27 protein-coding genes are annotated in these 24,389 nt (G+C 71.1%); 19 read left to right on the forward strand and 8 right to left on the reverse strand.

Going from position 1 to position 24,389, the window contains the following annotated elements; all coding sequences use genetic code 11:
- Positions 1 to 20: 20 nt before the first annotated feature.
- Positions 21 to 1,010, reverse strand: coding sequence for a type I pantothenate kinase (coaA, locus tag ACFVT5_RS01235; RefSeq protein WP_389880130.1), 990 nt, complete (start codon positions 1,008 to 1,010; stop codon positions 21 to 23).
- A 267-nt stretch (positions 1,011 to 1,277) separates the two neighbouring features.
- Here coaA and ACFVT5_RS01240 point away from each other — a divergent pair, with 267 nt between their 5' ends.
- The 8 genes from ACFVT5_RS01240 to ACFVT5_RS01275 all read left to right on the forward strand — a co-directional run bounded on the left by ACFVT5_RS01240 (position 1,278) and on the right by ACFVT5_RS01275 (position 8,655).
- A complete protein-coding gene (locus ACFVT5_RS01240) occupies positions 1,278 to 1,514 on the forward strand; it encodes a hypothetical protein (RefSeq protein WP_389880132.1) in 237 nt (78 codons plus the stop codon).
- Positions 1,515 to 1,536: 22 nt separating this feature from the next.
- The gene (glmS, locus tag ACFVT5_RS01245) at positions 1,537 to 3,384 is read left to right on the forward strand and encodes a glutamine--fructose-6-phosphate transaminase (isomerizing) (protein ID WP_389880134.1); all 1,848 of its coding nucleotides are present in this window, start codon (positions 1,537 to 1,539) and stop codon (positions 3,382 to 3,384) included.
- A 4-nt stretch (positions 3,385 to 3,388) separates the two neighbouring features.
- Positions 3,389 to 3,757 carry a holo-ACP synthase gene (locus ACFVT5_RS01250; RefSeq protein ID WP_389880136.1) on the forward strand — a complete coding sequence of 123 codons (369 nt, stop codon included), beginning with the start codon at positions 3,389 to 3,391 and terminating at the stop codon, positions 3,755 to 3,757.
- Positions 3,758 to 3,833: 76 nt separating this feature from the next.
- On the forward strand, positions 3,834 to 5,261 hold the full coding sequence (locus ACFVT5_RS01255) for an NAD(P)H-hydrate dehydratase (RefSeq protein WP_389880138.1): 1,428 nt from the start codon (positions 3,834 to 3,836) through the stop codon (positions 5,259 to 5,261).
- A 76-nt stretch (positions 5,262 to 5,337) separates the two neighbouring features.
- A complete protein-coding gene (gene alr, locus ACFVT5_RS01260) occupies positions 5,338 to 6,516 on the forward strand; it encodes an alanine racemase (protein WP_389880140.1) in 1,179 nt (392 codons plus the stop codon).
- A gap of 7 nt (positions 6,517 to 6,523) precedes the next feature.
- Positions 6,524 to 7,762 carry an alpha/beta fold hydrolase gene (locus ACFVT5_RS01265; protein ID WP_389880142.1) on the forward strand — a complete coding sequence of 413 codons (1,239 nt, stop codon included), beginning with the start codon at positions 6,524 to 6,526 and terminating at the stop codon, positions 7,760 to 7,762.
- Positions 7,734 to 8,324, forward strand: a complete 591-nt coding sequence (gene tsaE, locus ACFVT5_RS01270; RefSeq protein ID WP_389880144.1) for a tRNA (adenosine(37)-N6)-threonylcarbamoyltransferase complex ATPase subunit type 1 TsaE — start codon at positions 7,734 to 7,736, stop codon at positions 8,322 to 8,324. Before ACFVT5_RS01265 ends, tsaE begins: the two co-directional genes overlap by 29 nt.
- 148 nt (positions 8,325 to 8,472) lie before the next feature.
- Complete coding sequence (locus tag ACFVT5_RS01275; protein ID WP_389880146.1) at positions 8,473 to 8,655, forward strand: hypothetical protein; 183 nt, start codon at positions 8,473 to 8,475, stop codon at positions 8,653 to 8,655.
- 108 nt (positions 8,656 to 8,763) lie between these two features.
- On the opposite strand, the gene ACFVT5_RS01280 is transcribed toward ACFVT5_RS01275, so the two are convergent.
- Positions 8,764 to 9,318, reverse strand: a complete 555-nt coding sequence (locus ACFVT5_RS01280) for a hypothetical protein (RefSeq protein WP_389880148.1) — start codon at positions 9,316 to 9,318, stop codon at positions 8,764 to 8,766.
- A 122-nt stretch (positions 9,319 to 9,440) separates the two neighbouring features.
- Here ACFVT5_RS01280 and tsaB point away from each other — a divergent pair, with 122 nt between their 5' ends.
- Genes tsaB through ACFVT5_RS01300 form a run of 4 tightly spaced genes read left to right on the forward strand, consistent with a single transcriptional unit; the run spans position 9,441 to position 11,980 of the window.
- On the forward strand, positions 9,441 to 10,112 hold the full coding sequence (tsaB, locus tag ACFVT5_RS01285; protein ID WP_389880150.1) for a tRNA (adenosine(37)-N6)-threonylcarbamoyltransferase complex dimerization subunit type 1 TsaB: 672 nt from the start codon (positions 9,441 to 9,443) through the stop codon (positions 10,110 to 10,112).
- Between the two features lie 17 nt (positions 10,113 to 10,129).
- Positions 10,130 to 10,630, forward strand: coding sequence for a ribosomal protein S18-alanine N-acetyltransferase (rimI, locus tag ACFVT5_RS01290; RefSeq protein ID WP_389880960.1), 501 nt, complete (start codon positions 10,130 to 10,132; stop codon positions 10,628 to 10,630).
- A complete protein-coding gene (gene tsaD / locus ACFVT5_RS01295) occupies positions 10,623 to 11,726 on the forward strand; it encodes a tRNA (adenosine(37)-N6)-threonylcarbamoyltransferase complex transferase subunit TsaD (protein ID WP_389880152.1) in 1,104 nt (367 codons plus the stop codon). The genes rimI and tsaD overlap by 8 nt, the downstream gene beginning before the upstream one ends.
- A complete protein-coding gene (locus ACFVT5_RS01300; protein WP_389880154.1) occupies positions 11,723 to 11,980 on the forward strand; it encodes a hypothetical protein in 258 nt (85 codons plus the stop codon). The genes tsaD and ACFVT5_RS01300 overlap by 4 nt, the downstream gene beginning before the upstream one ends.
- Positions 11,981 to 11,998: 18 nt before the next feature.
- Here ACFVT5_RS01300 and ACFVT5_RS01305 read toward each other — a convergent pair whose 3' ends face one another.
- From ACFVT5_RS01305 to ACFVT5_RS01315, 3 genes are all read right to left on the reverse strand, one after another.
- The gene (locus tag ACFVT5_RS01305; RefSeq protein ID WP_389880156.1) at positions 11,999 to 13,270 is read right to left on the reverse strand and encodes an RNA polymerase sigma factor; all 1,272 of its coding nucleotides are present in this window, start codon (positions 13,268 to 13,270) and stop codon (positions 11,999 to 12,001) included.
- Positions 13,271 to 13,348: 78 nt separating this feature from the next.
- The gene (locus tag ACFVT5_RS01310) at positions 13,349 to 13,705 is read right to left on the reverse strand and encodes a YciI family protein (RefSeq protein WP_389880158.1); all 357 of its coding nucleotides are present in this window, start codon (positions 13,703 to 13,705) and stop codon (positions 13,349 to 13,351) included.
- A gap of 136 nt (positions 13,706 to 13,841) precedes the next feature.
- Entirely contained in the window at positions 13,842 to 15,056 is a 1,215-nt protein-coding gene (locus ACFVT5_RS01315) for a methyltransferase domain-containing protein (protein ID WP_389880159.1), read from the reverse strand.
- Between the two features lie 109 nt (positions 15,057 to 15,165).
- On the opposite strand from ACFVT5_RS01315, the gene ACFVT5_RS01320 reads away from it, so the two are divergent.
- The 4 genes from ACFVT5_RS01320 (at position 15,166) to groL (ending at position 19,362) form a co-directional block, all read left to right on the forward strand.
- Positions 15,166 to 16,116 (forward strand): polysaccharide deacetylase family protein, encoded by a 951-nt coding sequence (locus ACFVT5_RS01320; protein ID WP_389880161.1) that lies wholly within the window; start codon positions 15,166 to 15,168, stop codon positions 16,114 to 16,116.
- Positions 16,113 to 16,958 carry a polysaccharide deacetylase family protein gene (locus ACFVT5_RS01325; RefSeq protein WP_389880163.1) on the forward strand — a complete coding sequence of 282 codons (846 nt, stop codon included), beginning with the start codon at positions 16,113 to 16,115 and terminating at the stop codon, positions 16,956 to 16,958. The genes ACFVT5_RS01320 and ACFVT5_RS01325 overlap by 4 nt, the downstream gene beginning before the upstream one ends.
- Before the next feature lie 357 nt (positions 16,959 to 17,315).
- Complete coding sequence (groES, locus tag ACFVT5_RS01330) at positions 17,316 to 17,624, forward strand: co-chaperone GroES (RefSeq protein WP_055609712.1); 309 nt, start codon at positions 17,316 to 17,318, stop codon at positions 17,622 to 17,624.
- A gap of 112 nt (positions 17,625 to 17,736) precedes the next feature.
- Positions 17,737 to 19,362: a chaperonin GroEL gene (gene groL / locus ACFVT5_RS01335; RefSeq protein ID WP_389880166.1), complete on the forward strand. Its 1,626-nt coding sequence runs from the start codon at positions 17,737 to 17,739 to the stop codon at positions 19,360 to 19,362.
- Between the two features lie 193 nt (positions 19,363 to 19,555).
- Here groL and ACFVT5_RS01340 read toward each other — a convergent pair whose 3' ends face one another.
- Together ACFVT5_RS01340 and ACFVT5_RS01345 are read right to left on the reverse strand one after the other, a co-directional pair.
- Complete coding sequence (locus ACFVT5_RS01340) at positions 19,556 to 20,329, reverse strand: SDR family NAD(P)-dependent oxidoreductase (protein WP_389880168.1); 774 nt, start codon at positions 20,327 to 20,329, stop codon at positions 19,556 to 19,558.
- Between the two features lie 54 nt (positions 20,330 to 20,383).
- Positions 20,384 to 21,052, reverse strand: coding sequence for an MOSC domain-containing protein (locus ACFVT5_RS01345; RefSeq protein WP_389880170.1), 669 nt, complete (start codon positions 21,050 to 21,052; stop codon positions 20,384 to 20,386).
- An 80-nt stretch (positions 21,053 to 21,132) separates the two neighbouring features.
- Here ACFVT5_RS01345 and ACFVT5_RS01350 point away from each other — a divergent pair, with 80 nt between their 5' ends.
- On the forward strand, positions 21,133 to 22,029 hold the full coding sequence (locus tag ACFVT5_RS01350; RefSeq protein WP_389880172.1) for a LysR family transcriptional regulator: 897 nt from the start codon (positions 21,133 to 21,135) through the stop codon (positions 22,027 to 22,029).
- Positions 22,030 to 22,070: 41 nt separating this feature from the next.
- Here ACFVT5_RS01350 and ACFVT5_RS01355 read toward each other — a convergent pair whose 3' ends face one another.
- On the reverse strand, positions 22,071 to 22,400 hold the full coding sequence (locus tag ACFVT5_RS01355) for a WhiB family transcriptional regulator (RefSeq protein ID WP_389880174.1): 330 nt from the start codon (positions 22,398 to 22,400) through the stop codon (positions 22,071 to 22,073).
- 378 nt (positions 22,401 to 22,778) lie between these two features.
- On the opposite strand from ACFVT5_RS01355, the gene ACFVT5_RS01360 reads away from it, so the two are divergent.
- Entirely contained in the window at positions 22,779 to 23,390 is a 612-nt protein-coding gene (locus tag ACFVT5_RS01360) for a response regulator transcription factor (protein ID WP_003948568.1), read from the forward strand.
- Between the two features lie 255 nt (positions 23,391 to 23,645).
- Positions 23,646 to 24,221, forward strand: a complete 576-nt coding sequence (locus tag ACFVT5_RS01365) for a sigma-70 family RNA polymerase sigma factor (protein ID WP_389880176.1) — start codon at positions 23,646 to 23,648, stop codon at positions 24,219 to 24,221.
- Positions 24,222 to 24,389 lie beyond the last annotated feature (168 nt).

Genomic DNA, 24,389 nt, shown 5'->3' on the forward strand with positions numbered 1-24,389 from the left:
CCCCGGACCCGACATGCTTGTCACAGTTTGCGCAGGCTCAGCCGTTGCACCTTGTGGTCCGGGCCCTTGCGGACCACAAGCGTGGCCCGGCCGCGGGTGGGCGCGACATTCTCCAGCAGGTTGGGCTTGTTGATGGTCCGCCAGGTCGTGCGCGCGTACTCCATGGCCTCCTCCTCGGAGACCTGGGTGTACTTACGGAAGTACGAGGACGGGTCCTGGAACGCCGTCAGCCGGAGCTTGCGGAAACGATTCAGGTACCAGCGCTCGATGTCCTCGGGCCGCGCGTCCACGTACACACTGAAGTCGAAGTAGTCCGCGAGACCGACGCGGGTGCGGCCGTCCTTGCCGGGCAGCGCGGGCTGGAGGACGTTGATGCCCTCCACGATGAGGATGTCGGGGCGGCGCACGGTCAGCCGCTCACCGGGGACGATGTCGTAGATGAGGTGCGAGTACACCGGCGCGGTGACCTCGCTCTTGCCGGCCTTGACGTCCGCGACGAAACGCGTCAGCGCACGGCGGTCGTACGACTCGGGGAAGCCCTTGCGGGACATCAGACCGCGGGCCTGGAGCTCCTTCATGGGCAGCAGGAAGCCGTCCGTGGTGACCCGTTCGACCCGTGGATGCTCCGGCCAGCGGGACAGGAGTGCCTGGAGCAGTCGGGCGACCGTGGACTTGCCGACGGCGACGGAACCCGCGACCCCTATGACGAACGGGGTCCCGGACTGGGAGCCCTGCTCGCCGAGGAACGTGTTCAGCGCGCCGCGCAGCCCGTCGGTGGCGCCCACGTACAGATTGAGGAGACGGGACAGCGGCAGATAGATGTCCCGCACCTCGTCGAGGTCGATGACATCGCCGAGACCGCGCAGCCGCTCCACCTCCGCGGCGGTGAGCGGCTGGGGCGTCTTGTCGCGCAGCGCGCTCCACTCCGCCCGGGTGAGATCGACGTAGGGAGTCGCCTCCGGCCGGGGCCGGTGGGCGCTTCGTGGCGGCGAAGAGACCGGGGAGATCACACTTCATTGTTACGGCTGTATGGCGGGACGGCAGGGTGGGTTATGTCACTCGGTGCCGACGCTTATGGCCGAACTGTGCCCACCCGGTGCCCACGCGGCGGTGTTTCCGTGGTGGCTCGGTGCCGCATCGGTGTCGAATCGGTGTTCACCGCATCGATGGGGACAGGTGTTTCCGACCCGCCCGGGGGGTGGTCGGGCCCGGGGATGGGGGATACCTTCCCCGGAGCCGGGGCCAGAGCCGCCCCCGGACCTCTGGGAGGGGGCGCCATGCCCGTACGCCTGCGTGACCTCGTACGCCGCAGACCCGTCGCCGGGGCCCGCGCCCCGGACCCCGCCGGGCTCGTGTACAGCGAACTGGCCGTCGAACTGCCGGACGAGGACCTGGGGGAGCACCTCGGCGACTGTCTCGACCTGTATGTGATGGGCAGTAAGCCGCGGTGCGAAGAGGTGGAGTACCTCGCGCTGCTGCGGGACGCGCTCGACCGGATCGCCGAGGAGCGCTGAGCGGCGCCGTAGGCTGCGGGCCATGTGCGGAATCGTGGGATACGTGGGGTCGCAGTCGGCACTCGATGTCGTACTCGCGGGCCTGAAACGGCTGGAGTACCGGGGCTACGACTCGGCGGGCGTCGCCGTCCTCGCGGACGGGGGTCTGGCCGCGGCGAAGAAGGCGGGCAAGCTCGTCAATCTGGAGAAGGACCTCCTCGAACGGCCCTTGCCGGCCGGTTCCACGGCCATCGGGCACACTCGGTGGGCCACCCATGGCGGTCCGACCGACCTCAACGCGCACCCGCACCTCGACAACGCGGGCCGGGTGTCGGTCGTCCACAACGGCATCATCGAGAACTTCGCCGCGCTGCGCGCCGAGTTGGCGGAGCGGGGACACGAACTGCTCTCCGAGACGGACACCGAGGTCGTCGCGCATCTGCTCGCCGAGGAGTTCTCCGGCTGCGCGGACCTCGCGGAGGCGATGCGGCTGGTCTGCCGGCGCCTTGAAGGCGCGTTCACACTGGTCGCGGTGCACGCCGACGAACCCGATGTGGTGGTCGGGGCGCGCCGGAACTCACCGCTGGTGGTGGGCGTTGGAGAGGGTGAGTCCTTCCTGGCGTCGGACGTCGCCGCGTTCATCGCCCACACGCGGTCGGCGATCGAGCTGGGCCAGGACCAGGTGGTCGAGCTTCGGCGGGACGGAGTGACGGTCACCGACTTCGACGGTAGGCCCGCCGATGTGCGGTCCTACCACGTGGACTGGGACGCCTCGGCGGCCGAAAAGGGGGGTTATGACTATTTCATGCTCAAGGAGATCGCCGAGCAGCCCAAGGCCGTGGCCGATACGTTGCTGGGGCGGATCGACGCGTCGGGCTCGCTGACCCTGGACGAGGTGCGGATCGCGACCGGGGTGCTCCGCGAGGTCGACAAGGTCGTCATCGTGGCCTGCGGGACCGCCTTCCACGCCGGGCTGATCGCCAAGTACGCGATCGAGCACTGGACGAGGATGCCCTGCGAGGTCGAGCTGGCCAGCGAGTTCCGCTACCGCGACCCGATCCTCGACCCGCGCACCCTCACCATCGCCATCTCGCAGTCCGGCGAGACCATGGACACCCTGATGGCCCTGCGGCACGCCCGCGAGCAGGGCTCCAAGGTGCTGGCGATCTGCAACACCAACGGGTCGACGATTCCCCGCGAGTCGGATGCCGTGCTGTACACGCACGCCGGTCCCGAGGTCGCCGTCGCCTCCACCAAGGCGTTCCTGACCCAGCTCGTCGCCTGCTATCTCGTGGCGCTGTATTTGGGTCAGGTGCGCGGCACCAAGTGGGGCGACGAGATCCAGGCCGTCATCCGGGACCTCGCGAAGATCGCCGACGAGGTCGAGCGGGTCCTGGAGACGATGGAACCGGTCCGGGCCCTGGCGCGGTCGCTCGCCGACAAGGACACCGTCCTGTTCCTGGGCCGCCATGTGGGCTATCCGGTCGCCCTTGAGGGTGCTCTGAAGCTCAAGGAACTCGCCTATATGCACGCCGAGGGCTTCGCGGCGGGGGAGTTGAAGCACGGGCCGATCGCGCTGATCGAGGAGGACCTGCCGGTGGTGGTCGTGGTGCCGTCACCGCGCGGGCGCTCCGTCCTGCACGACAAGATCGTCTCCAATATCCAGGAGATCCGGGCGCGGGGTGCCCGCACCATCGTCATCGCGGAGGAGGGCGACGAGACGGTCGTGCCCTACGCCGACCACCTCATCCGTATCCCCGTGACGCCGACACTGCTCCAGCCGCTGGTGTCGACGGTGCCGCTCCAGGTGTTCGCCTGCGAACTCGCCACCGCCCGGGGCAATGAGGTCGACCAGCCGCGCAACCTCGCCAAGTCGGTGACGGTGGAGTGACGCGGTGATCATCGGTGTGGGGATCGATGTGGCGGAGATCGACCGGTTCCGGGCGGCGCTGGAGCGTACGCCCGGGATGGCGGAACGCCTCTTCGTGGAGCGGGAGTTGCTGCTGCCGAGCGGGGAGCGGCGCGGAATCGCGTCGCTCGCCGCCCGGTTCGCCGCGAAGGAGGCGTTGGCGAAGGCCCTCGGGGCGCCGGCGGGTCTGCATTGGACGGACGCCGAGGTGTGGGTCGAGGAGTCGGGACAACCTCGGCTCCGGGTGAGCGGCACGGTGGCCGCGCGCGCGGCGGCGTTGGGGGTGACGTCGTGGCATGTGTCGTTGAGTCACGATGCCGGGGTGGCGTCGGCGGTGGTCATCGCGGAGGCTTGATTTCCTACCCACCGCCCCTTTTCCCGGCACCGTGCCCGGGAAGGCAAGTCCCGCCCAGGTACGGGAGACTCGGGGCATGCGGACTGCGTACAGCGTTGAGACGGTTCGGGCGGCCGAGCGGGAGTTGATGGGGCGGCTTCCCGAAGGGGCCCTCATGCAGCGCGCGGCGGCGGGTCTCGCCGCGACCTGCGCCGATCTCCAGGGCGGCGTGTACGGCACCAGAACCACCCTCCTCGTAGGCTCCGGCGACAACGGCGGCGACGCCCTGTACGCCGGAGCCCGCCTGGCGCGGCGCGGCGCGGCCGTCACCGCCGCCCTCCTCACCCCCGACCGCACCCACACCCCCGCCCTCACGGCGTTCCTCCGCGCCGGAGGCCGCGTCTCCACGGACCCGGAATCCGACATCGCGGCGGCCGGCCTCGTCCTGGACGGCATCGTCGGTATCGGAGGCAAGGGCGGCCTGCGCCCCCGCGCGGCCGAACTCGCCCACGCGGCCCACCGGTCGGACGCCGTCGTCGTCGCCGTGGACCTGCCGAGCGGCGTCGAGGCGGACACCGGCGAGGTCCACGGTGACGCGGTACGGGCCGATGTGACGGTGACCTTCGGGACGTACAAGCCGGCGCTGCTGATCGATCCGGCGCGCGAGTACGCGGGCGCCGTGCGGCTGGTCGAGATCGGACTCGACCTGCCGGCCGAACCGGAGCTGGCGGCGTTCCAGTACGCGGATGTGGCGCGGCTGCTGCCGGTGCCGGGGGCCGAGAGCGACAAGTACCGGCGCGGTGTCGTGGGCATCGTCGCGGGTTCGGCCAGGTATCCCGGCGCCGCGGTACTCGCCGTGGCGGGTGCGCTGCGGGGAGGGGCCGGCGCCGTGCGGTACGTGGGGTCGCGGGCCGACGCGGTGATCGCGCGGTTCCCCGAGGCGCTGGTGTCCGAGGGGCCGCCGTCGAAGGCCGGGCGCGTCCAGGCATGGGTCGTGGGGCCCGGGATCGGGGACGACGCCGATGCCGTGGCGGAAGTGCTGGCGGCGGATGTGCCGGTGCTGGTCGACGCGGACGGATTGCGGCTCGCGGACCGGGCGGTGGTACGGGGGCGTACGGCGCCGACCTTGCTCACCCCTCATGCCGGGGAGGCGGCGGCTCTGCTCGGCGTGGAGCGGGCGGAGGTCGAAGGGGCTCGGCTGGGGGCGGTGCGGGAGTTGGCGGGGCGGTATGGGGCGGCGGTGTTGTTGAAGGGATCGACGACCTTGGTGGTGGGGGTCGGCGGAACCGGCGTGGTGCGGGTGAATCCGACGGGGACGGCGTGGTTGGCGACGGCGGGGAGCGGGGACGTGCTGTCGGGGCTTGCGGGGTCTTTGCTGGCCGCGGGAATGGAAGCGGGGGAAGCGGGGGCCGCGGCGGCGTATCTGCATGGGCTCGCCGGTCGCCTCGCCGCCGACGGGGCGCCTGTCGGGGCCCATGACGTGGCTGACGCCCTCCCGCGCGCGTGGCGGGACGTACGGGACTGAGCTGTGCTCCGGGCGCCCGGCACGTGCGCACAACGGGTACGGGCATGGGGTGGTGGGCTCTGAGAGACTGGGGGAGATGAGTGGGAGTGGGAGTTTGCGTGCTGGGGCTTTGATCGATCTGGGGGCCTTGCGGGGCAATGTGCGGGCGCTGCGCGCGCACGCGTCCGGCGCGGCCTTCATGGCCGTGGTCAAGGCGGACGCCTATGGCCACGGCATACTGCCGTGCGCGCGGGCGGCCGTCGAGGCCGGTGCGACCTGGGTCGGTACGGCGACCCCGGAGGAGGCACTCGCCCTGCGCGCCGGAGGCATCGGCCCCGACCGCGCCCGCGTCATGTGCTGGCTGTGGACCCCGGGCGGCCCCTTCCGCGAGGGCATCGAGGCCGACCTCGACATCTCCGTGAGCGGTCTGTGGGCGCTGCGTGAGGTCGAGGCCGCCGCGCGCGCCGCGGGGCGCCCGGCGAAGGTCCAGCTCAAGGCCGACACGGGCCTCGGACGTAACGGCTGCCAGCCCGCCGACTGGCCCGAACTGGTCACCGAGGCCCTGCGCGCCGAGTCGGCGGGGCTGCTGCGGATCACCGGACTGTGGTCGCACTTCGCCTGCGCCGACGAGCCGGGCCACGACTCGATCGACGCCCAACTCACCCTGTTCCGCGAACTGGTGGCATACGCCGAGGAGCAGGGCGCCCGGCCCGATGTGCGGCACATCGCGAACTCGCCGGGCACGCTGACCCGGCCCGACACCCACTTCGACCTGGTCCGCCCGGGGATCGCGATGTACGGGATCTCACCGAGCCCCGAGTGCGGCACCCCGGCCGACTTCGGGCTGCGCCCGGTGATGACCCTGCGGGCGTCCCTCGCCCTGGTGAAGCACGTACCCGGCGGGCACGGCGTGAGTTACGGCCACCACTACGTGACCCCGGGCGCCACGACCCTCGGCCTGATCCCCCTCGGCTACGGCGACGGAGTCCCCCGCCACGCCTCCGGCACGGGCCCCGTACTCGTCGGCGGCAAGTGGCGTACCGTCGCCGGGCGGATCGCGATGGACCAGTTCGTGGTCGACCTCGGCGGCGACGAGCCCCCGGTCGGCGCCGAAGCGGTGCTGTTCGGACCCGGCGACCGGGGCGAGCCGACCGCCGAGGACTGGGCCCAGGCGGCGGGCACCATCGCGTACGAGATCGTCACGCGCATCGGATCCCGCGTGCCGCGCGTCTACGTCGACGAGGGCGGACCGGTGGCGAAGGGGAGCGGCAGGTGAGCGGCAGATGAGCGAGAGCGGTGCGGATGCCGTCGCGGGGGCGGCCACGGCGGTGGCTTCGGCGGCCGGGAACTGGCGCCGGGCCGGTATCGCGGGCGCCGCGATCGGTGTGGTCGCGGCGGGCGCGGCGGCCGGTGTGGCGCTGGAGCGGATGACCGTGGGGCGCGGCATACGCCGCAAGGCACAGCTCGCGCTCGACTCGACCGGGCCCTACGGATCGCTGCGCGGCACTCCCGGCAAGGCGATCGCCGACGACGGCACCGAACTGTCCTACGAGGTGGACGAGGTCGAGCCCGACGCCGGACTCGCCCCGCGCCGCCGACGCCTGTTCGGCCGCCGCTCGCCCGCGCCGGTCACCGTCGTCTTCAGCCACGGCTACTGCCTGAACCAGGACTCCTGGCACTTCCAGCGGGCGGCCCTGCGCGGAGTCGTCCGTACGGTCCACTGGGACCAGCGCAGTCACGGCCGCTCCGCGCGCGGGGTGGCGCAGACCAGTCACAAGGCGTCGGCGGTCCCGCTCACCATCGACCAGCTCGGCCGCGACCTCAAGGCCGTCATCGACGCGGCGGCCCCCGAGGGCCCGCTCGTGCTGGTCGGCCACTCCATGGGCGGCATGACGATGATGGCGCTGGCCGACCAGTACCCCGATCTCGTACGCGAGCGGGTCGTCGGCGTGGCCCTCGTCGGTACCTCGTCCGGGCGTCTCGGCGAGGTCAATTACGGGCTGCCCATGGCGGGCGTCAACGCCGTGCGGTGGGTGCTGCCCGGGGTGCTCAAGGCGCTGGGGCAGCGGGCCGAGCTGGTGGAGCGGGGGCGGCGGGCCACGGCCGAGCTGTTCGCGGGCGTCATCAAGCGGTACTCGTTCGCGTCCCGCGACGTCGATCCGGCGGTCGCGCGGTTCGCGGAGCGGATGATCGAGGGCACCCCCATCGACGTGGTCGCCGAGTTCTATCCGGCCTTCACCGACCACGACAAGACGGCCGCCCTCGCGCACTTCGTGGAGCTGCCCGTGCTGGTGCTCGCCGGGGACAAGGACCTCGTCACGCCGAGTGAACACAGCGAGGCGATCGCGGATCTGCTGCCGGACGCCGAGCTGGTCCTCGTACCGGACGGCGGGCATCTGGTGATGCTGGAGCACCCCGAGGTGGTCACGGACCGGCTCGCGGACCTGCTGACGCGCGTCGGCGCGGTCCCGGCGGGGGCTACCGTGGGCGGTTATGGAACGTCCAGCACACCCGGCGGCTGACCCCGCCGCCCCTGACGCCCTCGCGGCCCCCGTCGCCGTCCCCGAGTCCGTGCGGCTCACCGTCGACTCGCCGGAGCGGATGAGCGCGCTCGGCCGCCGGCTCGCGAAGGTGCTGCGCCCCGGTGACCTGGTGATGCTCACCGGTGAGCTGGGCGCGGGCAAGACCACGCTGACCCGGGGCATCGGCGAGGGCCTGAACGTACGCGGTGCCGTCACCTCGCCGACCTTCGTCATCGCGCGCGTACACCCCCCGCTCGGCGACGGGCCGCCCCTGGTGCACGTGGACGCGTACCGGCTGGGCGGCGGGCTCGACGAGATGGAGGACCTCGACCTCGATGTGTCGCTGCCCGAGTCCGTGATCGTGGTCGAGTGGGGCGACGGCAAGGTCGAGGACCTGTCGGACGACCGGCTGCACGTCGTTATCGGGCGGACCGTCGGCGGCACGGGCGCTGCGGCCGATACAGCGGACATGGCGGACACGGTGGACGAGGTGCGCGAGGTCACCCTCAAGGGGTTCGGCACCCGGTGGACCGCCGGTGACCTGGGCGCACTCGCCGGCTGAGCCCTCGCGGTTGGTCCGTTCACCCGAACGTTCCGACAAGGCGTCGGCAAATTCTTGCATTGCGGCGGTCGGGCGTGGTCACATGGAGACCGGTACCTGGGTTAGGTCTACCTAACCAGGTCTGCCCCCTCAGCTCCAGGAGGCGCCCATGTCGGCCACAGAACACACCGCGCCGTCCGGCGTGGCGATGAGCGAGCTGCTGGCGTCCTGTGCCGCCGCGAAAGAGGTGTCGACGCCCCCGGCGCGACGCCCCGAGCCCGAACCGGCGCCGGAGCGGGAAGAGGCGGCCGAGCGCCGGGAGAGCCCGCAGGAGCACCCCGAAGCCGCGTAACCGCCCAGCCGCACGGCCGGTGAGGTCATCCGTACGCATGACTTACGGATGACCTACGGCATGAATCGCGGATGACTTACGGACGCGTACGCGTGGCCATACGCGTGCTTACGGGATCACGACGATCTTCACGCCGATGCCCGCGAACTCCCACATCGCGTCGCCGTTCTCACGGGTCTGGCGGACGCCGCCCGTCTTCTTGTCCGGGTCCGGCTTCGGCGTCGAGCCGTCGACCGCCGCGCTGAACCCGATCGCGATCCCGTTGACCGACGCGAACCGCACCACGTGCTCGATCGGCGTGCCGTCGGACCCGGCGCCGGAGCCCGAGCGCGAGGTGACGCTGTAGGTGCCGGCCGGTGGGTCGACCGTGCTCGGCTGGACCTCGAAGGTGCGCCGGACCTTGCCGTTCCCGCCGACCAGCCACACCCGGTCGTTGTCCAGCGCGTACACGACCCGCTCGCCGACGCCGGACTGGGCGGGCAGCGCCTTCGGGTTCTTCTTGTCCTTGGCCGGCCGGGACGCGGTCGCCGACGGCGACTTGCCGGCGTTCGGTTTGCCGAGATTGTGCGGCACCTGGGCCGACGCCTGATAGGCGAGGAAGGCGACCGCGGCGAGTGCCGCCGCGGTGAGCACGGCCACGAATCCCGAGCTGCTCCTTGCCACCGCGCCCACCTCTCGAACCGTTCCCGTACCGCACCTGCTGCCCGTCAGCGCCGACGGTAGCAGCCAGTACGGAGCATCCCGGGGCGGCCGTGCCCCCGCCGCCGGAGCCGTAGGCTGTTTGTGTGTTGTTGCTCGCTCTGGATACCGCCACTCCCGCCGTCACCGTCGCCCTGCACGACGGTGCGTCCGTCGTCGCCGCGTCGAATCAGGTGGACGCCCGCCGACACGGGGAACTCCTCCTTCCGGCCGTCGACCAGGTGCTCGCCGACGCCGGGCTGAAACTGTCCTCGGTCACCGCCGTCGTCGTCGGTACGGGCCCCGGTCCGTACACCGGGCTGCGGGTCGGGCTGATGACCGCCGACACCTTCGGGCTCGCCCTGGGCGTGCCGGTGCACGGCCTGTGCACGCTCGACGCGCTCGCGTACGCGGCAGGGCTCGACGGCCCGGACGGTCTTGACGGACCGTTCGTCGTCGCGACCGACGCGCGCCGCAAGGAGGTCTACTGGGCGCGGTACGCGGACGCCCGCACCCGCGTGTCGGGGCCGGCCGTCGACCGGCCCGCCGACATCGCGGCCGAGGTCGCGGGGCTGCCCGCGGTCGGCGCGGGCGCGCTGCTGTACCCGGACACCTTCCCGGACGCGCGCGGGCCCGAGCATGTGTCGGCCGCCGCGCTCGCCTCACTCGCCGCCGAGCGGCTGCGCGCCGGGGACGACCTGCCGCCGCCGCGCCCGCTCTATCTGCGCCGCCCGGACGCGCAGGTACCCAAGAACTACAAGGTGGTCACCCCGAAGTGACCGTCGTACTGCGCGAGATGCGCTGGTGGGACATCGACCCGGTACTCGCACTGGAACGCGTCCTGTTCCCCGACGACGCCTGGTCCCGCGGCATGTTCTGGTCCGAGCTGGCCCACGCGCGCGGGGCGGGCGCCACGCGCCACTATGTCGTCGCCGAGTCCGGTGACCGGCTCGTCGGATACGCGGGCTTCGCCGCCGCCGGGACCGGCACCGAGGACGGGCCCGCCGCCGTGGGGGACGTCCAGACCATCGCCGTCGCCCAGGAGCACTGGGGCACCGGGCTCGGGTCGCTGCTGCTCACGGATCTGCTGAAGTACGCCACGGCCTTCGAGTGCGCCGAGGTGATGCTGGAGGTGCGTGTCGACAACACGCGCGCCCAGCGGCTCTACGAACGCTTCGGCTTCGAACCCATCGGCTTCCGGCGCGGCTACTACCAGCCCGGCAATGTGGACGCCCTGGTCATGCGCCTGACCACGGCGTCCGGCACCGACGTACAAGGAACCGCGACCCATGGCTGACGAACCGCTCGTCCTCGGCATCGAGACCTCCTGCGACGAGACCGGTGTCGGCATCGTGCGCGGCACCACGCTCCTCGCTGACGCGATCGCCTCCAGCGTCGACGAACACGCCCGCTTCGGCGGTGTCGTACCGGAGGTCGCGTCGCGCGCGCATCTGGAGGCGATGGTGCCGACCATCGAGCGCGCCCTGAAGGACGCCGGGGTCGCCGCGTCCGACCTGGACGGCATCTCCGTGACGGCGGGTCCCGGACTCGCGGGCGCGCTCCTGGTGGGCGTGTCGGCGGCAAAGGCGTACGCGTACGCGCTCGGGAAGCCGCTGTACGGCGTCAACCACCTCGCCTCGCACATCTGCGTCGACCAGCTCGAACACGGCGCCCTGCCCGAGCCGACGATGGCGCTTTTGGTGAGCGGCGGGCACTCGTCGCTGCTGCTGTCCACCGACATCACCTCGGACGTCCGGCCGCTGGGCGCGACCATCGACGACGCGGCGGGCGAGGCGTTCGACAAGATCGCCCGCGTACTGAACCTGGGCTTCCCCGGCGGTCCCGTCATCGACCGGTACGCGCGCGAGGGTGACCCGACCGCCATCACCTTCCCGCGCGGTCTCACCGGGCCGCGTGACGCCCCGTACGACTTCTCCTTCTCCGGCCTGAAGACGTCCGTGGCGCGCTGGATCGAGGCGAAGCGTGCCGCCGGCGAGGACGTGCCGGTACGGGACGTCTCCGCGTCCTTCCAGGAGGCCGTGGTCGACGTGCTGACCCGCAAGGCGGTCCGCGCCTGCAAGGACGAGGGCGTGGACCATCTGATGATCGGCGGCGGCGTCGCGGCGAACTCACGGCTGCGGGCGCTGGCCGCGGAGCGGTGCGAGGCGGCCGGGATCCGGCTGCGGGTGCCCCGGCCCAAGCTGTGCACGGACAACGGCGCGATGGTCGCCGCGCTCGGCGCCGAGATGGTCGCGCGGGGCCGGGCGCCGTCCGACTGGGACCTGTCGGCGGACTCGTCGCTCCCGGTGACGGACCCGCACGTACCCGGCCGCGGTCACACGCACGACCACGACCATGTGCACGAGGTGGCGAAGGACAACCTGTACTCATGACGGTCGCACTGATGTGGGAGGCCGCGGCGGCACCGGGCCGGGGCGCCGAACTCCTCGCCTGGGTACGGGAGCAACGGTTGGCCGCCGAACCGGTCCGCCGCGAGACCTTCACGGCCCCGGGTGACCGAGTCCTGACCATCACCTGGTGGCACGCCCCGTACGAGGCCGAACTCCCGGAGTTCCCGGAACCGGACGAGGCGATGATCCGGCGCCCGGTGCACCGCTGGCGCTTCGAGTCGGCGGGGGTGGAGTAGGCGGCAGCACCGCCGGGGCTAGAGGCTGGTCAACCGCGCGCGCAGAAGCGCCCGTTCGGGTTCGTTGCGTGCGAGTGCGATCGCCCGTTCCAGTTCCGCACGCGCCTCCTCCGTACGTCCCAGCCGTGCCAGCAGGTCGGCCCGTACGCTCGGCAGCAAGTGGTAGTCCTTCAGGGCCGGTTCGGTGGCGAGGGCGTCGACCAGGGCGAGTCCGGCCTCGGGGCCCTGTGCCATGGAGACGGCGACCGCACGGTTCAGCTCCACGACCGGTGAGGGTGCCCGCAGGGCCAGTACCGCGTACAGCGTGGCGATCTGCCCCCAGTCGGTGTCCTCGTACCGCACCGCCCGCACATGACACGCGGCGATGGCGGCCTGGAGGACGTACGGCCCCGGCACTCCCTCGCCGGTCACGGCCTCCGCGCGGGTCAGCGCCTCGTATCCGCGCCGGATCAGCAGCTGGTTCCACCGGGACCGGTTCTGGTTGGCGAGGAGTACCGGCTCGCCGTCGGGTCCGGTGCGGGCGGCGGCCCGCGCGGACTGGATCTCCAGGAGCGCGGCGAGCCCGTGCACCTCGGGCTCCTTCGGCATCAGTCCCGCGAGGACCCGGGCGAGGCGCAGCGCGTCCTCGCAGAGCGCGGGCCGCAGCCAGTCGTCGCCGGCCGTCGCCGCGTACCCCTCGTTGAAGATCAGGTAGATGACGTCGAGGACCGATCCCAGCCGGGCGTCCCGCTCCGGTCCTGTCGGTACCTCGAAGGGCACCCCCTTGGTGGCGAGGGTGCGTTTGGCGCGGACGATGCGCTGGGCGACGGTCGCCTCGGCCGTCAGATAGGCGCGGGCGATCTCGGCGGTGGTCAGACCGCCGAGCAGCCGTAGCGTCAGCGTGGTCCTGGCCTCGGCGGACAGCACGGGATGGCAGGCCGTGAACACGAGCCGCAGCAGGTCGTCGTCGATGGCGTCCGGATCGTCGACCAGGTCACCCGGGTCGGGGGCGTGCGGCGCGCTCTCCAGGTCGCGGCCGACCTCGGCGAGCTTGCGCGCGTACGTCTCCCGGCGGCGTACGAGATCGATCGCGCGCCGCTTGGCCGTGGCCATGAGCCAGGCGCCCGGGTTGTCCGGGACACCCGATCCCGGCCACTGCTCCAACGCGGCGACCAGGGCGTCCTGCGCCAGTTCCTCCGCGATGCCGACGTCCCGCACGATCCGGGCGACGCCCGCGATGATGCGCGGCGACTCGATCCGGAAGACCGTCTCGACGGCATGGGTGGTGGCGGCCGTGGGTGGGGTGCTCACGGCCCACCATCAGACACCCCCGCGCGCGAGCCGCCAAGTCGGGCGCGGGTCCGGTGACGTCGGCCCGGCTGAGGGAGGTCAGCCCTCCACGACCTCCCGCACCTCGCAGGTCACCGTCCAGAACGGCTCGTGCACCTGGAGGAACCGCTTGGTCCACTCGACCGCCTCGGCCTTGTCCTTGGCCTGGAGCAGCGCGTACCCGCCGATGACCTCCTTGCTCTCGGTGAACGGGCCGTCCGTCACGGATGTCTTCCCGCCCTCCCAGTGCACCCGCACACCGTCCGAGGTCGGCGTGAGACCGGCGGTGTCCAGCAGGACCCCGGCCTTGGTCATCTCCTCGATCAGCTCACCCATGCGCCCCATCAGGGCCTCGCTGGGCCCCTCGGCGGGCGCGTTGTTCTCGTCGATCCGGATCATGGACAGATAGCGCGGCATGAGCCTCTCCACTTCGCTGGGGGGCGGAGTCTTCTCTCCGCCTCTCACGCACGCGTCGAACGGGAGGCGCCGGGATCGACACGTCCGGAGAATTTTTCCGGGACTTTCTCCGGGAACTTTCTTCGGGACCCTTTTCCTACCGTGCCGCCGGGTGGCCCAGGAGCATGGCCGGGGCGTTGTGGACCCTGGTCAGGAAGACGGTGGCGGCGTGCGGGCCCTGGGGTTTCACCTTGCGGCGCAGCTCTTCCGGTTCCACCGGTGAGCCGCGTTTCTTCACGGTGAGGATGCCGACCTCGCGCTGCCTCAGCAGGGCCTTGAGGCGCTTGACGTTGAAGGGCAGATGGTCCGTGATCTCGTAGGCCGTGGCGTACGGGGTCGGGCGCAGGGTGTCGGAGGTGACGTACGCGATCGTCTCGTCCAGCAGGCCGCCGGACACCTCACGGGCCACCTCGGCCACGAGATGCGCGCGGATGACGGCACCGTCCGGCTCGTACAGATACCGCCCCACCGGGCGCACCGCCGGATCGGGGGGCAGGGTCGCGAGGGGCGAGAAGAGCGAGGCGCCGCCGGGCAGGAGGGTGGCCCGGCGGGCGTCGGGCCCGGCGGTGCCGAACCACAGCACCGCCTCCTTGACGTCACCGCCGTCCGAGATCCACTCGGTCTCGACACCGTCGGGAATCGCCTCGTGCGGCACCCCCGGCGCGATCTTCAGCGCGGCACGCGGCGCCCGCCGGGCGGCCTCCACGGCCCAGGACAGCGGCGGCGAGTACGCCTCCGGATCGAAGACCCGGCCCCGTCCGCCGCGCCGCGCCGGGTCCACGAACACCGCGTCGTACGGCGCCGTGTCGACCTCGGTGACATCGGCCTCGCGCACCTCGATCAGGTCGGCGAGCCCGAGCACCCCGGCGTTGGCTCGGGCCACCGCGCAGGTCAGCGGGTCGCGGTCGACGGCGAGGACGGTGATCCCGGCCCGTGCGAGGGCGACCGCGTCCCCGCCGATGCCGCAGCACAGATCGGCGACCGACCGGACCCCCTGCTCCCGTATCCGCCGCGCGCGATACGTGGCCACGCTGGTCCGGGTCGCCTGCTCGACCCCGTTCGGTGTGAAGAACATCCGGCCCGCGTCCCCGGCGCCGAACTTGGCCACCGCCCGCTGCCGCAGCCGCGCTTGACCGAGCGCCGCCGACACCAGACCCGCGGGATGGTCGCGGCGCAGCCGGGTCGCCACGGCCAGCTCCTGGGCGGGGTCGGTGTCCCGCACCTCGTCCAGGAGGGCGCGGCCCTCGTCCGTGAGCAGCGCGGCGAAGGCGTCGAGCGGGGAGAGCTGACCAGGGGCGTTCACCAGGCCCATTGTTCACCAGGCCGCGCACCGGGCCGCTGTGGGCCAGTCGATGGATGGTCGGCGCCGGGCGGCGGTGTCGCCGCCGCACCGCGGAGGGGCGCTGACAGGATGCGGCACCATGCAACTAGTAGGACAAAAGGAACAAGTTACGGTCGGGGCGGGACGGGCGCGCAGCCGTACCCGTACCCGCGTGGTCTGCGCGGCCCTGCTCGCCGTCGCCGTCGCCGCTGTCGCCTCGGGCTGCGGTGACACCGAGGCCGGCGAGGCCGCGGGCGCGGACAAGGTCAAGGGCGTGTCCGGCCAGCAGCGCCCGCTGACCAAGGAGGAGGCCGCCGCCAAGCAGCGCGCCGAGCAGACGGCCCGCGCCGCCGCCGCCAAGCGCTGGGGCCTGGACAAGACCCCGCTGCCCGCGCCGCCGCCGCCCGCGAAGAAGCCGCAAATCACCCCGCGCGCGGGCTTCGAGGTCGAGGACCAGGACGAGTTGCCGCCGGTCTTCACCACGATCCCCACCAAGGACAAGATCGTCTTCCTGACCATCGACGACGGCGCCGACAAGGACCCGGCGCTGCTTCGGATGATGGACGACCTGAAGATCCCGTACACCGCCTTCCTCAGTAACTACCTGGCGAAGGAGGACTACGGCTACTTCCGCAAGATGCGCGACCAGGGCGTCACGCTCAACAACCACACCCTCACGCACCCTTACCTGCCCGGCCTCGACTACGACCAGCAGAAGCGTGAGATCTGCGGTATGCAGGACGTCATGCGCAAGGAGTTCGGCAAGCGGCCCGAGGTGTTCCGGCCGCCGTACGGCAATTACAACCAGGACACGCTGCGCGCCGCCAAGTCCTGCGGCATCAAGGCCGTACCGCTGTGGAACGAAGAGGTCTTCGTCGACCACTGGGAGTACCGCGAGTGGGACCAGAAACTGCGTCCCGGCGACATCGTCCTCACCCACTTCCGGGGCAAGAACGACTGGAAGGGCACCATGCCGGACGACATCCGCCAGTTCATGAAGCTGATCACCGACAAGGGGTACGCGGTGGCGAAGCTGGAGGACTATCTGTGACCCGCCGGGCGCAGCTACGCCGGTCGCTGGCCGGGGTGCTGGTGGCCGGGGTACTCGCGCCCGCGCTGCTCGGCGGCTGCGCGCAGTCCGTCGACCCGATCGAACGGCTCAGCCGCAAGGCCGCGCAGAAGGTCGGGCCGCACGCGAAGCGGCCGAGCGCCGAGACGTACCGCCGCTGGGGTCTGCCGGGGCCGCTGGCCCCGGCGCCGAGTCCGCCCGCGCGTCCGCCGGGGGCGGGGGCGCCGGGTGCGAAACGGGCCGGTGGCAAGGGGACGGGGGCTGCCGGTGCCGGAGGCGCCGGGGATGCCGCAGCGCTGCCGCCCGTGGTCGACCGGGTCCGCACCACCGACAAGGTCGTCTTCCTCACCTTCGACGACGGCGCCGAGAAGGAACCCCGGTTCGTGGACATGGTGCGGGAACTACGGCTGCCGGTCAGCCTGTTCCTCACCGAGAGCGTGGTCGGCCCGGGATACGCCCAGTTCGCCCGGTTGCGGGCGGTGGGCGCGACCGTGCAGAACCACACGCTGCACCATCCGTACCTGCCGGGAATGCCGTACGCCGGACAGCGGGCCGAGATCTGCGGGCAACGGGACAAGGTGCTGGCACGGTTCGGCGTACGGCCCCGCTTGTTCCGGCCACCCCACAACGCGTACGACGGGGAAACGGTACGGGCAGCGGCGTCCTGCGGAGCGTCAGCGATCGTCCTATGGCGCACCCCCACCCCCGGCACGCCCCTCCACCGGGGCGACATCCTCCTGTCCCACGCGAACACGACCCCGGCACTACTACGCCGAATCCACGCGGACGGCCTCACGGTGGCCCGCTTGGAGGATTACTTGTAGCCGCACCGGCGAGCGGCGACGAACCTGCTGGCGGCCGGCGGCAGGCCAGAACCCGCTGTGGGCAGGCGTCCCGCAGGGCGGGACGGGTGGGCACAGCCCCAAGTACCGGGTGCCCCGGACTAGGCGGGCGCGCAGCGCCGTAGGGGCCCCGCTCGGACGTCGCGGTCCAGCCGAGAGGGTGGCGCGTTGGCACTCCGCTTGACCGAGTGCTAATCGCAGTCATAGTCTCGGCTCTGGCACTCCCCACTGGAGAGTGCCAATAGCGACGGGCAGGTCCGGCACCCGCGACGACGGATCGACCTGGTCGCCACCTCAGACAGTTAACCCCGTGAGATCTCCGAAGGGGGAGGTCGGATCGTGACGACCGCCAGCTCCAAGGTTGCCATCAAGCCGCTCGAGGACCGCATTGTGGTCCAGCCGCTCGACGCCGAGCAGACCACGGCTTCGGGCCTGGTCATTCCGGACACGGCCAAGGAGAAGCCCCAGGAGGGCGTTGTCCTGGCCACTGGTCCGGGCCGTATCGAGGACGGCAAGCGCGTCGAACTCGACGTCACCGTCGGCGATGTCGTGCTCTACAGCAAGTACGGCGGCACCGAGGTGAAGTACAACGGCGAGGAGTACCTCGTCCTCTCGGCCCGCGACGTGCTCGCGATCATCGAGAAGTAATTCACCACTTTTGCATGTGAGCTGCGCCCCTGGCCCCCCGCGACCCCAAGGAAGCCGGGAGTCCGGGGCGTAGTTCGTTCACCACCGTTCCCGAGAGGGCTGGAACGCTCCCATGGCGAAGATTCTGAAGTTCGACGAGGACGCCCGTCGCGCCCTTGAGCGCGGCGTCAACAAGCTTGCCGACACGGTCAAGGTGACGATCGGCCCCAAGGGCCGCAATGTCGTCATCGACAAGAAGTTCGGCGCACCCACCATCACCAACGACGGTGTCACCATCGCCCGCGAGGTCGAGCTGGACGACCCGTACGAGAACCTCGGCGCGCAGCTCGTGAAGGAGGTGGCGACCAAGACCAACGACATCGCGGGTGACGGCACCACCACCGCCACCGTGCTCGCCCAGGCTCTGGTCAAGGAGGGCCTGCGCAACGTCGCCGCGGGCGCTTCCCCGGCCGCCCTGAAGAAGGGCATCGACGCCGCCGTCAAGGCCGTGTCCGACGAACTCCTCGCCACCGCCCGCCCGATCGACGACAAGTCCGACATCGCCGCCGTCGCCGCGCTCTCCGCCCAGGACCAGCAGGTCGGCGAGCTGATCGGCGAGGCCATGGACAAGGTCGGCAAGGACGGTGTCATCACCGTCGAAGAGTCCAACACCTTCGGTCTGGAGCTGGACTTCACCGAGGGCATGGCCTTCGACAAGGGCTACCTGTCGCCGTACTTCGTGACGGACCAGGAGCGCATGGAGGCCGTCCTGGAGGACCCGTACATCCTCATCCACCAGGGCAAGATCTCCTCCATCCAGGACCTTCTGCCGCTGCTTGAGAAGATCATTCAGACGAACTCCTCGAAGCCGCTGCTGATCATCGCCGAGGACGTCGAGGGCGAGGCCCTGTCGACGCTCGTCGTCAACAAGATCCGCGGCACCTTCAACGCCGTCGCGGTGAAGGCCCCCGGCTTCGGCGACCGCCGCAAGGCGATGCTCGGCGACATGGCCGCCCTCACCGGTGGCGAGGTCATCGCCGAGGAGGTCGGCCTCAAGCTCGACCAGGTCGGCCTGGACGTGCTCGGCTCCGCCCGCCGTGTGACGGTCACCAAGGACGACACCACCATCGTCGACGGTGGCGGCAACTCGGACAACGTGGCCGGTCGCATCAACCAGATCAAGGCCGAGATCGAGAACACCGACTCCGACTGGGACCGCGAGAAGCTCCAGGAGCGCCTCGCGAAGCTGGCCGGCGGCGTGTGCGTGATCAAGGTCGGCGCCGCCACCGAGGTGGAGCTGAAGGAGAAGAAGCACCGTCTGGAGGACGCCATCTCCGCGACCCGCGCCGCGGTCGAGGAGGGCATCGTCTCCGGTGGTGGCTCCGCGCTCGTCCACGCCGTCAAGGTGCTGGACGGCAACCTCGGCAAGGTGGGTGACGAGGCCACCGGTGTCGCCGTCGTCCGCCGCGCCGCCGTCGAGCCGCTGCGCTGGATCGCCGAGAACGCCGGCCTGGAGGGCTACGTCATCGTCTCCAAGGTCGCCGAGCTGGAGCAGGGCAACGGCTACAACGCCGCGACCGGGGAGTACGGGGACCTGGTCAAGGCCGGTGTCATCGACCCGGTCAAGGTGACTCGGTCCGCGCTGGAGAACGCCGCCTCCATCGCTTCGCTGCTGTTGACGACTGAGACCTTGGTTGTCGAGAAGCCGGCGGAGGAAGAGGCCGACGCCGCGGGGCATGGCCACGGTCACTCTCACTAGGCGTGTGGCCTGACCGAGGTCCGGTTCCCCTGTTGTCCGGGGAGCCGGACCTCGGCTTTTCTCGCCCCTGCGGGGCTCGTTGCGCAGTTCCCCGCGCCCCTGATGAGGGGTGGTCGGGCTCGTTTTTCGGCCGCCGGTCCGCCGTGGCTTGTTGCGCAGTTCCCCGCGCCCCTTGAAGGGGCGGGTCGGTTGTCTACTGTGGGCCGTACTTGCGGCCCGTTTTGGAGGTGACTCCGGTCAGTAGTGATCTCGGGGTCACCTTTGCCACTCCCATCAGGGCCTTGTATCTCGGGTCCGGGATGGAGACGGTTTTGCCTCGGGTGAGGTCTGACAGGGCCGCTGTGACCACCTTGTCCGCGTCGAGCCACATCCACTTGGGGATGTTGTCCGTGCCCATGCCCGCGCGCTGGTGGAATTCGGTGCGGACGAAGCCGGGGCACAGGACCATCAGACGGACGCCCGTACCGGCCAGGTCTTTCGCCACGCCCTGGGTGAACTGGACGACCCACGCTTTTGACGCGCCGTAGGTGCCGCGTGGGACGAAGGCCGCCACCGACGCGAGGTTGATCACGCTGCCGCGCCTCCGCTCCCGCATCGCCCCGGTCGCCGCCGACGTCAGGCGCAGGACCGCCTCGCAGTGCACCTTGAGCATGGTCAGCTCATCTTCGAGGGGGACTTCCAGATAGCGGCCCTTGTTGCCGAAGCCCGCGTTGTTGACCAGGAGGTCGACGGGACGGCGGGGGTCCGTGAGGCGGGTGGCGACCGCCTCGATGCCGGCGTCCGTCGACAGGTCGGCCGTCAGTACCTCGGCCTCCACACGGTGCCGGTCGTGCAGTTCGGTGGCCTGGTCACGCAGCCGCTCGGTGTCGCGTGCCACGAGGACGAGGTCGTGGCCGTCGGCCGCGAGCCGGCGCGCGAACGCGGCGCCGATACCGGCGGTGGATCCCGTAATCAGAGCCGTAGTCATGCGCCAAGGTTAGTGATCCTTCAGCCGTCCCCGGGACGGTCACCAACGGTTGTGCTACGAGGCGTACTTCTCCATGTATGTCCTGGCCTGCTCGATCGACTCGGGGTGCAGTGCGTCACCGGCCGCGAGGAGCCGGGGCAGCAGCTCACGGCGGGTGGTCACGGCGCGGAACTGGAAGCCGACCGTCACATCGTGCGCGGGCCGGTGCACCAGCGTGACCGGGTCGCCGGCCTGGATCTCGCCGGGTTCGATCACCCGCAGATACGCGCCCGGTACGCCCTTCTCGGTGAACCGCCGCACCCAGCCCCGCTCACCGATGGCGCCGGCGAACGTACGGCACGGGATGCGGGACGAGGTGACCTCCAGGAGCACATCGGCGCCGATCCGCCAGCGCTCGCCGATCAGGGCGCCGGTGACATCGACACCCGAGGTGGTGAGGTTCTCGCCGAACGCGCCGTTCGCCAGGGGCCGGCCCAACTCGCGCTCCCAGTCGTCCAGGTCCTCGCGCGCGAACGCGTACACCGCCTGGTCGTTCCCGCCGTGGTGGCGGGTGTCGCACACCGCGTCGCCCGCGACCCCGCTCGCGCCGATCCCCTTGGGTCCCGGAGCCGTGATCCGCACAGGCCCGTCGGCCGGCCGCTTGTCGATGCCCGTGATGCCGTCCCGCTGATCGGTGTACGGGGCGGACCGGGGGCGTCCGAGACTCACAGACAGAAGCTTCATGACGGCACGCTAGGCGATACAGGGTCAAAGCGTCGACGCAATATTGTCCGGACTGTCCAAGATTCGCTTATGCTCAAAGAGTGATCGAGGCCCGACACCTCCGTGTCCTGCGTGCCGTCGCCGCCACCGGTTCCTTCTCGGCGGCGGCCCGTGAGCTGGGCTGCACCCAGCCCGCCGTCAGCCAGCAGATGAAGGCGCTCGAAGCCTCCGCGGGAACCCCGCTGCTGATCCGCGCGGGCCGCGAGACCCGGCTGACCCAGGCGGGAGAAGCCCTGGTCCGGCATGCCGCGGGCATCCTTTCCGGGCTCACGGCCGCCGAGGAGGAGGTCGCCGCCATCGCCGGACTGCGCGCGGGCCGGGTCCGCCTGGTCTCCTTCCCAAGCGGCAGCTCCACCCTTGTACCCACCGCGCTCGCGGCCCTGCGCGCCGCGCATCCCGGCACCCGGGTCTCGCTGGTGGAGGCCGAGCCGCCGCGCTCGGTCGAGATGCTCCGCGAGGGCGACTGCGACATCGCGCTCGCGTTCCGGTACGAGGGCGCTTCGATCACCGACGACTGGTCCGATCTGGTGGTGCGCCCCCTGCTCGCCGACCGTCTCGTGGGTCTCGTACCCGAAGGGCATCCGCTGGCCAGGGCCGGTTCTGTGGGCATAGGGGAACTGGCGGGGGAACCGTGGATCGCGGGTTGCCCGCGCTGCCGGCGGCAACTGGTCGAGGTCTGTGCGAGCGCGGGCTTCGAGCCCCGGATCGACTTCGCGACCGACGACTACCCGGCCGTGATCGGCCTGGTCGGCGCCGGTCTCGGCGTGGCCGTTCTGCCCGAACTCGCGCTGGAGTCGGTGCGGCCGAAGCGGGCCAGAACCGTGACGGTGGAACCGGCCGTGCGGCGCGAGATCGTCGCGCTCACGCTGCCGGACCTGGCCCAGGTCCCGGCAGTCTCGGCCACCCTCCACCATCTGACGCGGGCCGCCGACGCGTAGGGGGTGCGCGCCTGGGGGAGGGTTTTTGCAGAAACGTTCCTTCAGTGATGTGGAGCTGCCGCGGCGCTCGACGTCGAGGCCGTGACGAGCCGGTTGCGGGCGCGGCCCATCAGCTCTTCGCGCTCGTCCTCGGTCAGCCCGCCCCAGACGCCGTACGGCTCCCGCACCGACAGTGCGTGGGCCGCGCACTCGGCGCGCACCGGGCACCTCATGCAGACCTCCTTGGCCGAGTTCTCACGTGCGCTCCGTGCCGCACCGCGCTCGCCCTCCGGGTGGAAGAAGAGCGAGCTGTCGACCCCGCGGCATGCCGCGAGGAGCTGCCAGTCCCACAGATCTGCGTTCGGTCCGGGAAGGCGGGAGAAATCTGCCATTGCTTGTCCCCTTGTAGCCGTTCTGACGCGGACAGTGCCCACGACCGTACATCTACTGTCTAAGGAGATGAAAATATGACTCTTTAGGAATCTAGCCTCAGACACCAAGTAATGGGAAGAAAAGCCGCCAAATGGGGCGTAGCTCTTGGTGAAAACTTTCAGTCACGCGCGGTGCCTGGGGTGTGTCCGCTCCCTCACGTAGAGTGCCGAAGGTGGCTGAGTGACCCGTAACTCTTTCGGGTGACCATCGTTGAGAGTGCCGGAGGCGGTTGAAGAGAGAAGTGCTCGGGCACATGTCCGAGTGCGTCAATCGCACAGGTGACGATTCGTACCAGCCTGGAGGCTCAAGGTGACGCGCATCAGCTGCGGAGGGCGGTCATGACATCCGTCCTCGTCTGCGACGACTCCCCGCTTGCCCGAGAAGCGCTCCGTCGCGCGGTCGCGACCGTGCCCGGTGTCGAGCGGGTGACGACGGCGGCCAACGGTGAGGAAGTCCTCCGCCGCTGGGGGGCCGACCGTTCGGACCTGATTCTGATGGACGTGCGCATGCCCGGCCTGGGCGGCGTGGAGACGGTACGCCGGCTGCTCTCGGCGGACCCCGGCGCCCGCATCATCATGCTGACGGTCGCCGAGGATCTCGACGGGGTCGCGCTCGCGGTCGCCGCCGGTGCCCGCGGCTATCTGCACAAGGACGCCTCGCGCGCCGAACTGCGCGCGACCGTCACCCAGGCGCTCGCCGACCCCACCTGGCGGCTCGCCCCGCGCCGGCTGCGGTCGGCCGAGATGGGGGCCGCCCCCACGCTCACGGCGCGTGAGATCCAGGTCCTCGAAGGCATGAGCCACGGCCGCTCCAACGCGGAGATCGGCCGTGAGCTGTTCCTGTCCGAGGACACCGTGAAGACCCACGCACGGCGGCTCTTCAAGAAGCTCGGCGCCTCGGACCGCGCGCACGCTGTGGCGCTCGGTTTCCGCTGGGGCCTGGTCCGTTAGGTGAGCAGGTGAGCCGCCGCGGGGGTTCGGTGATCCCCGCCCGCCGGAGGGCGGGCGGGGCGGTTCCTGCGGTGCCCGCCGCTCGTTTCCCGTCGGATGCCGCATCCTTGAGGTGTGGAGTTCCCTGGGGACGAGTCGGACGAGCGGAAGGGGAGGGCGCAGGAGATGAGTTCCGGCGCACCTGCTCATAACGCTTCGGTGCACAACTACGGACCAGGTGCCGCGGAGCGCGGGACGCCAAGGCACCATGGTTCGATGCGCGACGACGGGACGACGGTGATCGGTGCGCTCGTCCATCGTGCTGTCGACGGCGACGAGCAGGCCACGCACGACCTGCTCGCCCATGTCCACCCTCTTGCCCTGCGGTACTGCCGCACCCGGCTGTCCCGACTGCCCGGTGACGCGCGGCATTTCGTGGAGGACCTGGCGCAGGAGGTGTGTGTGGCGGTGCTGCTGGCTCTGCCGCGCTACAAGGACACGGGCAGGCCCTTCGAAGCGTTCGTCTTCGCCATCGCCGCGCACAAGGTCGCCGACCTTCAGCGGGCGGCGATGCGGCGTCCCGGGTCGACCGCGGTGCCCTCGGACGAGATGCCCGAGCGCCCCGACGACTCCCTCGGTCCCGAGGAACGGGCGCTGCTCAGCAGCGACGCCGAATGGGCCAAGAAACTCCTCGCCAACCTGCCCGAGAACCAGCGGGAACTCCTTCTCCTGCGCATCGCGGTGGGCCTCACGGCCGAGGAAACGGGCCAGATGCTGGGGATGTCACCGGGGGCGGTACGGGTTGCCCAGCACCGGGCCTTGAGCCGCCTACGCGCCTTGGCAGAGCAGTAACCCCCACCCACCCGCCCTGTGCCCACAACGAGGTGGGGGTGGAGGTCCCTGGGGGTTTGGGGCGCAGTCCCATTTCTTTTCCGCCGCAGCGGTGGGACGCGGGGTGGTGGGGTTCGGCGGTGCCGAGCCTCCCGGGCCGGGGGTGACGGGGGCGCGGCCCCTGTCTGG

The organism is Streptomyces sp. NPDC058001, from assembly GCF_042886315.1.
GTDB lineage: Bacteria > Actinomycetota > Actinomycetes > Streptomycetales > Streptomycetaceae > Streptomyces.

Excerpts from the sequence above, each read along its gene's own strand:
- glmS (WP_389880134.1), top strand. The coding sequence starts at position 1,537 with ATGTGCGGAATCGTGGGATACGTGGGGTCGCAGTCGGCACTCGATGTC.
- ACFVT5_RS01275 (WP_389880146.1), top strand. The coding sequence starts at position 8,473 with ATGTCGGCCACAGAACACACCGCGCCGTCCGGCGTGGCGATGAGCGAG.
- ACFVT5_RS01365 (WP_389880176.1), top strand. The coding sequence starts at position 23,646 with ATGCGCGACGACGGGACGACGGTGATCGGTGCGCTCGTCCATCGTGCT.
- ACFVT5_RS01345 (WP_389880170.1), bottom strand. The coding sequence starts at position 21,052 with ATGAAGCTTCTGTCTGTGAGTCTCGGACGCCCCCGGTCCGCCCCGTAC.
- ACFVT5_RS01340 (WP_389880168.1), bottom strand. The coding sequence starts at position 20,329 with ATGACTACGGCTCTGATTACGGGATCCACCGCCGGTATCGGCGCCGCG.
- ACFVT5_RS01300 (WP_389880154.1), top strand. The coding sequence starts at position 11,723 with ATGACGGTCGCACTGATGTGGGAGGCCGCGGCGGCACCGGGCCGGGGC.
- ACFVT5_RS01315 (WP_389880159.1), bottom strand. The coding sequence starts at position 15,056 with ATGGGCCTGGTGAACGCCCCTGGTCAGCTCTCCCCGCTCGACGCCTTC.
- alr (WP_389880140.1), top strand. The coding sequence starts at position 5,338 with ATGAGTGGGAGTGGGAGTTTGCGTGCTGGGGCTTTGATCGATCTGGGG.
- ACFVT5_RS01320 (WP_389880161.1), top strand. The coding sequence starts at position 15,166 with ATGCAACTAGTAGGACAAAAGGAACAAGTTACGGTCGGGGCGGGACGG.
- groL (WP_389880166.1), top strand. The coding sequence starts at position 17,737 with ATGGCGAAGATTCTGAAGTTCGACGAGGACGCCCGTCGCGCCCTTGAG.
- tsaD (WP_389880152.1), top strand. The coding sequence starts at position 10,623 with ATGGCTGACGAACCGCTCGTCCTCGGCATCGAGACCTCCTGCGACGAG.
- ACFVT5_RS01265 (WP_389880142.1), top strand. The coding sequence starts at position 6,524 with ATGAGCGAGAGCGGTGCGGATGCCGTCGCGGGGGCGGCCACGGCGGTG.
- ACFVT5_RS01240 (WP_389880132.1), top strand. The coding sequence starts at position 1,278 with ATGCCCGTACGCCTGCGTGACCTCGTACGCCGCAGACCCGTCGCCGGG.
- ACFVT5_RS01310 (WP_389880158.1), bottom strand. The coding sequence starts at position 13,705 with ATGCCGCGCTATCTGTCCATGATCCGGATCGACGAGAACAACGCGCCC.
- tsaE (WP_389880144.1), top strand. The coding sequence starts at position 7,734 with ATGGAACGTCCAGCACACCCGGCGGCTGACCCCGCCGCCCCTGACGCC.
- ACFVT5_RS01360 (WP_003948568.1), top strand. The coding sequence starts at position 22,779 with ATGACATCCGTCCTCGTCTGCGACGACTCCCCGCTTGCCCGAGAAGCG.
- ACFVT5_RS01255 (WP_389880138.1), top strand. The coding sequence starts at position 3,834 with ATGCGGACTGCGTACAGCGTTGAGACGGTTCGGGCGGCCGAGCGGGAG.
- ACFVT5_RS01355 (WP_389880174.1), bottom strand. The coding sequence starts at position 22,400 with ATGGCAGATTTCTCCCGCCTTCCCGGACCGAACGCAGATCTGTGGGAC.
- rimI (WP_389880960.1), top strand. The coding sequence starts at position 10,130 with ATGCGCTGGTGGGACATCGACCCGGTACTCGCACTGGAACGCGTCCTG.